The 500-nt window shown below is 65.6% G+C and carries 1 protein-coding gene; it reads right to left on the minus strand.

Annotated elements, in window-relative coordinates; genetic code table 11:
* The coding region (locus tag B7449_RS00585) for an IS91 family transposase (protein ID WP_048883112.1) at positions 1–500 on the minus strand (500 nt) is incomplete at both ends.

Consider the following 500-nt stretch of genomic DNA (forward strand, 5'->3'; position numbering starts at 1 on the left):
TCCGTGGCGAGTGTCATGACCTGCTGCTGGTGGGCCGTGTCCCGTCGGTAGTCCTTGTAGCGAAACGTCACGCCGTTTTCGTTGAACGCCAGAAGGCGACGGTTCGAGATGGCAACGCGGTGGGTATAGCGCGACAGGTAGGCCAGCACCGCTTTGGGACCCGCAAAAGGTGGTTTGGCGTAGACAACCCAGCGTCGGCTGCGCACGGGGGCCAGATACCGCAGAAAGGCACGGCGGTCTGCCAGGAAAGCAAGCTGGCCCCGAAAGGCCAGCCGGTCGGCGTCGAAAAATGCCAGCAGCCGGGTGAGGAACAGACGGCGGAACAGCTTGCCCAGCACCCGGACGGGCAGCAGGAAAGCCGGGCGCGACGAGATCCAGCGCTGGGCATCGGGCGAGAGCCCGCCACCTGGCACGATCATGTGCACATGGGGATGGTGGGTCAGCGCCGAACCCCAACTGTGCAGCACGGCGGTGATGCCGATGCGGGCACCCAGATGCCG

It is taken from the genome of Komagataeibacter intermedius TF2 (genome assembly GCF_000964425.1).
In the GTDB taxonomy this organism is placed as follows: Bacteria; Pseudomonadota; Alphaproteobacteria; order Acetobacterales; family Acetobacteraceae; genus Komagataeibacter; species Komagataeibacter intermedius.